The organism is Anaeromicrobium sediminis (assembly GCF_002270055.1).
Classification (GTDB): Bacteria; Bacillota; Clostridia; order Peptostreptococcales; family Thermotaleaceae; genus Anaeromicrobium; species Anaeromicrobium sediminis.
The window spans coordinates 1-5,033 of the sequence record NZ_NIBG01000048.1 but is presented as its reverse complement, the minus strand read 5'-3'; the positions used below and the strand labels follow the sequence as shown (position 1 = coordinate 5,033).

8 protein-coding genes are annotated in these 5,033 nt (G+C 29.8%); 7 read left to right on the top strand and 1 reads right to left on the bottom strand.

Translation table 11 applies throughout. The features are described 5' to 3' along the window. From CCE28_RS21680 to CCE28_RS21660, 6 genes are all read left to right on the top strand, one after another. Window positions 1-221: 4Fe-4S binding protein (locus tag CCE28_RS21680; protein ID WP_141228417.1), on the top strand; the 221-nt coding region annotated here is incomplete at its 5' end. Next, a complete protein-coding gene (locus tag CCE28_RS22835) occupies window positions 194-316 on the top strand; it encodes a hypothetical protein (RefSeq protein WP_278277638.1) in 123 nt (40 codons plus the stop codon). The genes CCE28_RS21680 and CCE28_RS22835, both read left to right, overlap by 28 nt. A 13-nt stretch (window positions 317-329) precedes the next feature. Then, window positions 330-515 (top strand): twin-arginine translocase TatA/TatE family subunit, encoded by a 186-nt coding sequence (gene tatA / locus CCE28_RS21675; RefSeq protein WP_095136312.1) that lies wholly within the window; start codon window positions 330-332, stop codon window positions 513-515. A 44-nt stretch (window positions 516-559) separates the two neighbouring features. Next, the gene (locus tag CCE28_RS21670; protein ID WP_095136311.1) at window positions 560-2,104 is read left to right on the top strand and encodes a reductive dehalogenase; all 1,545 of its coding nucleotides are present in this window, start codon (window positions 560-562) and stop codon (window positions 2,102-2,104) included. A gap of 15 nt (window positions 2,105-2,119) precedes the next feature. Beyond that, entirely contained in the window at window positions 2,120-2,458 is a 339-nt protein-coding gene (locus tag CCE28_RS21665; protein ID WP_095136310.1) for a hypothetical protein, read from the top strand. 30 nt (window positions 2,459-2,488) lie between these two features. After that, on the top strand, window positions 2,489-3,385 hold the full coding sequence (locus tag CCE28_RS21660) for an FKBP-type peptidyl-prolyl cis-trans isomerase (RefSeq protein WP_095136309.1): 897 nt from the start codon (window positions 2,489-2,491) through the stop codon (window positions 3,383-3,385). 56 nt (window positions 3,386-3,441) lie between these two features. Here CCE28_RS21660 and CCE28_RS21655 read toward each other — a convergent pair whose 3' ends face one another. Further along, window positions 3,442-4,350: a helix-turn-helix domain-containing protein gene (locus tag CCE28_RS21655; protein WP_095136307.1), complete on the bottom strand. Its 909-nt coding sequence runs from the start codon at window positions 4,348-4,350 to the stop codon at window positions 3,442-3,444. Between the two features lie 424 nt (window positions 4,351-4,774). Between CCE28_RS21655 and CCE28_RS21650 the strand changes: the two genes are divergently transcribed. Continuing rightward, the coding region (locus CCE28_RS21650; RefSeq protein WP_141228416.1) for a hypothetical protein at window positions 4,775-5,033 on the top strand (259 nt) is incomplete at its 3' end.

The following is a 5,033-nucleotide window of genomic DNA, read 5'->3' as shown; positions in this document are numbered from 1 at the left end:
ATGAAACTCAATCACTAGCATATGATCCATTTGGAGCAATATTTAACTTAACAGCCTTACCAATTATGTGGATGAGCTTACCAATTCTTATTTTTATAAGTTTATTCCAATATAGATTCTACTGCACTTATTTTTGTCCAATAGGATTAACATTTAATTTAATAACCAAATTAAGAAACAGAGGAGTTAAATTATGGAAAAAACAAAAAGTGAAGGCATAAAAGTTAAAGATATGGTTTTAAGTGGCTTAATTTTATTAATCATGACATTTCAGATGGTATTAATCTTACAAAATACAGGATTTATATCCTATTAGAGGAGGTGGAAATATGTTTGGAAGATTGGGTGGTACAGAATTACTTGTTATTTTAGTGGTTGGATTTCTAATCTTTGGTCCGAAAAAATTACCTGAGATTGGAAAAGCCTTCGGAGAGACAGTAAATGAATTTAAAAAATCAGCAAAAAGTGCTCAAGATGAAGTAAAAGAAGTTATTGAAGTAGTAGAAAGTAAATAAAATTAGAGGAAAAATAATAGAAAAACTAGAGGGGGCATAGGTAGATGAATCGCCGAGAATTTTTAAAGGTTGCAGGAGTTACCACTGCAGTAACAGGAGCTGCTCTTGCAACGAAACCAAAGAAAGCCTTTGCATTAGAGCTTGGAGAGGAACATGATCAATTTCCATTAGAAGTAACGAAAGATTTCAAAGGGTTTAATCAGAAAAATCACGCTTTTATGCGAGGATTTTGGGATGAGAGACCTTTTGATGATGAGCATATCCTAAAAACATATGACCATCATACACTTATTGAAGCTGGGTTAATCTTTGGAGCTAAGCAGGAAGGAATCATGCCAAATGAAGATGAAAGTAAGCTAGGTTATAGACAATTAGATTATGCTTTAATGAATGCATCCTGGAGTGTAAACGACCATTTTGCCACGGGTAGCCAACTTGGCCTTCGTAATACGCTAGTTCAAACACATCCAGTTAACCCAGAGACAGGTGAAGAAATGAAAGATATGCCTGTTTTTGTTCCAAGTTTATATTCTTGGGATAACTCAAAGGTGGATAAGATGTTAGCACATGGAAAAAAACAATATAAATTTAAAGATGCACAAGAAGCAGCAAAACATATTAAAAAGGCAACAAAACATTTTGGTGCTGATTTAGTTGGAATTGCACCATATGAAAGAGCAAAAAGATGGACTTATACAGAGTGGGCAAGGCCAAATGTAAGATCATTTACAATGCCAGATGATACAGTAGAATACCTACCATTTGACCCTTTTAAATTACACAAAGGTGAATATGAAACTTTTGGGGTTACAGCAGTAAAATCTGACTTTAAACGTGAAGCTGGATTTGAACCAAAATCAGTTATAGTTTTAGCATTTGAAATGGACTACAATGGAATCAAAGCAGCACCAACATTGGTAGAAAGTGCATCTGCTGGAGTTATGTACTCGAAAATGGCTGAAACAGCACATAAATTAGCCAAATTTTTACGTAATTTGGGATATAAAGCAGCTCCATGTGGAAATGATACTGCCCTATCTGTTCCACTTGCAATTGAAGCAGGATTAGGTGAAACAAGTCGAATGGGAATGGTAGTTACAGAAAAGTATGGTCCACGTGTTCGTTTATGTAAAGTATATACAGATTTAGAAATTCATCCAGACAAACCAATTACATTTGGAGTGAAAGAGTTCTGTGATGTTTGTATGAAGTGTGCGGATGCTTGTCCTTCTAAATCTATTTGTCATGAACCGGCACAAGTAATCAAAGAAGGTATGGAATTTAGTACAGGTAAAGTTAATGAATCAACAATGACAGGTGTTGAAAAATGGTTTATCAATGGAGAAAGATGCCTTGCATTCTGGGCATATAATGGCGGCGATTGTGGGACATGTATTGCAGTTTGTCCATATAATAAGATTGATGAGTGGCATCATGATTTATCAAAAGTAATGACATTAACACCATTTAAACCATTATTACGTTCAATGGATGAATGGTTTGGATATGGTGGTCCAGTAGAAGCAGATGTACGATTAGAATCTAAATATTTAAAAGATGCTATTAATGATTTCTGGGACAAAATTTAGCGAGGGGGATAAGGTATGCACATAATAGTTAGTTTATTTAAATGGTTATTTACTCTACATCAATTAGTGTGGTTTTTAGCTGGAGGTCTGATGTTCTCTTCAATGACATATTTTCATATGAAATTAAAACAAGATAATAAAGCTAATAAACTGAATTTTGCATTTATAGTATTATCAGCATGTACTTTTGCATTTACAATATTATGGACATATGATTCATATATAGAAAATGAAGTTAGAGCTGCTAATATGGGATTACTAGTATTTGGAGGGTTAGCAGTAATTTTTGCTATACTTGCATATAGATTTACACAGAAAAATATGGAGAGTAAAGTTGAGGTAAAAGGACAATAATGTCTTTTTATCTTTAGAAAAGGTGATAATATGAATGCTCAGCTAGGTCAATATAAAGGATTTGGTTTTAAACGTCCTAATATAAATGTAAAAGATGAAGAAATTAATGATTATATTAATAAAATAAGAGAGCAATATAAAATAGAGGTTGAGAAAGAAGGTTCTATTGAAAATGGTGATCATATTATCATAGATTATGATGGATACCATGAGGATGAACATATATCTCAACTTAGTAGAAATAATTACCATTCTAGAACTGGGCAAGGATTTTTTTTAGATGAATTTGAAAAGTATTTAATAGGAATGAGAAAAGGGGATATAGTTAAATTTGAATTAGTATTGCCAAATGATTATCAAATAAAGTATCTTCGTAATGAAACTATTTATTTTGAAGTAAAAATATTATCAGTGATGAATCGAATTACCCCTGAATTAACACATGATGTAGTAAGAAGTTTTAAAATTGAAGGGATAAACACAATAGATGAATTAAAAGAATATGCAAAAGATCAGATGAATTATGAAAAAATCATGCTTGAAAGTACGAAAGTTATTAATGAAATAATGAATAAAGTTATAGATGGTTCAAAAGTTGAGTTAAAAGATGAAGAAGTTGAGAATCTTAAATATGAAATATTTGAAGATTTTAAGAGACAGCTTGAAAATAAAAATGCAAATTTAGAAATATATTTATCTTATACAAAAAAAACAGAAGAAGAATTATTGAAACAATGTGAAATAGAGGCAGAAACCTATTTAACAGAAAAAGCAATCATTGAAAAAATAGCACAAGTAGAGAGCATTACATTAAATGATGAAGAAAAAGAAAAATGCGAAAATAGTAAAGAAAAAGATGCTTTTAATCAGTTATTGTACCAAAAGGTTATACATTTTCTTTTAAAAGAAAATACTATGTTAAGATAGTATTTTGATGAGGTGGCAGCTGGTATAGTAGAAGAAGATATTAAAATGAAAGCGAGCTAAGTATTTAGCTCGTTTTTTAGTTTTATTAATCTGTTTTTTACGAATGTATGAAAATATTCATCGTCAGAATGTTTGGTCAACTCATATAGAGTTAAAGCTTTGTTATACAATATTTTAAATTCCTCTTCTTTTTTTAACCTATAGTATAATTCGCTTTTTAAAAAGTATAACTCTGGTAAAACAGAGAGCTTATTATATTTTTTACTGTAATCAATGGAAAAATCAAGATATTCAAAGCATTCGTCTAAATTTGATGTATCAAGACAAGCTAAAACTAAAAATACATAAAACCTTGGAATAATCTGGCGAGTATAAAAAAAATCAATAGTATTACAATATTTTTTTAGATTTTTCAAGTAATTATATGCTTCCTCTTTTTGATTATCTAGCAAAAGAAAATACCCATACATAAACATTATTGAAAATTCTGTACCACAAGGATTACTACCTTCAATATAAGTAAGCTTTAATATGTTTTTAATTTGATCAATTCCAGATTTATAATCTTCATATAAAATTGTCTTACTAATACATTTTAAAAATTTTATGAGCTGTATATCATGAATTGATTTTACATGAAGCTTTTTTTCTTCTTTATCAATTAAACTATAAATATTCTTAAAATCATGTCTTTCAATATACAGAAATAATTGGTTTATTAGCTCCTGCACATGCATGGCTGAGGGAGACTCAATTAGCCTAAACAAATCTTCATTAGAAATACCTAATTTAGTTGTTAATTGTCTTAATATAACCGAAGTAGGACAACGTCTTCCGTTTTCAATACGAGAAATATAGGAAACTGAACATATACCATCTGCAAGTTGTTTTCTTGACATATTTTTCTTTAATCTTAAATCTTTAATAATTTGACCTACTTTTATATAATAATTTGTTTCTTCCATTTTATCCTCCTTGCAAAGAAGTTCTGTAAAATTTTACATCTACATATTCATGTGTATATCTGGTTATATGAACATTATATTATACCACTTAAAAATGTGACAATAGTCAAAAGTGTGACAATAGTCACAAAGTATGACAACAGTCACACATTAATGACAATAGTCCTTTCATGAGATTATAATGAACATAAGATTGGTACTAAATGTTATTTGTTTAACAATGAGTAAAGGAGGAATATTGCAAAGAACATAGATTTTAAAGGATATTAGACTTGCTATTATATGACTAGGCCAACAGAGCGACCCAAGCATGGAATCTAAAGAAGCATTTGTAATTAATCTTAGAAAAAATGCTTAGTCAATTAACAAACATATTTTTTATAGTATTAACGAAGATATTTTATAGTATTCATTGGAGGTAATTATGAGAAGATGGACTATTCGCGAAATGTATTTAGCATTTTTAGCTATTTCATTATTATTATTTGGTGCTTATTCCGTATTTTTTAGTCATGAAACGGATGACTATTCATCAATAATTTACAAAACAGATTCTAATATTGTTAAAACAGAACAAATTATTAAATCACCATTAACTTTCAAAGTATATACAAAAGATAATCCTGATCAATTTTATTTTGCAACCTTTACAGAAGCCGTTGGATATCAGTCAACCATTGAAG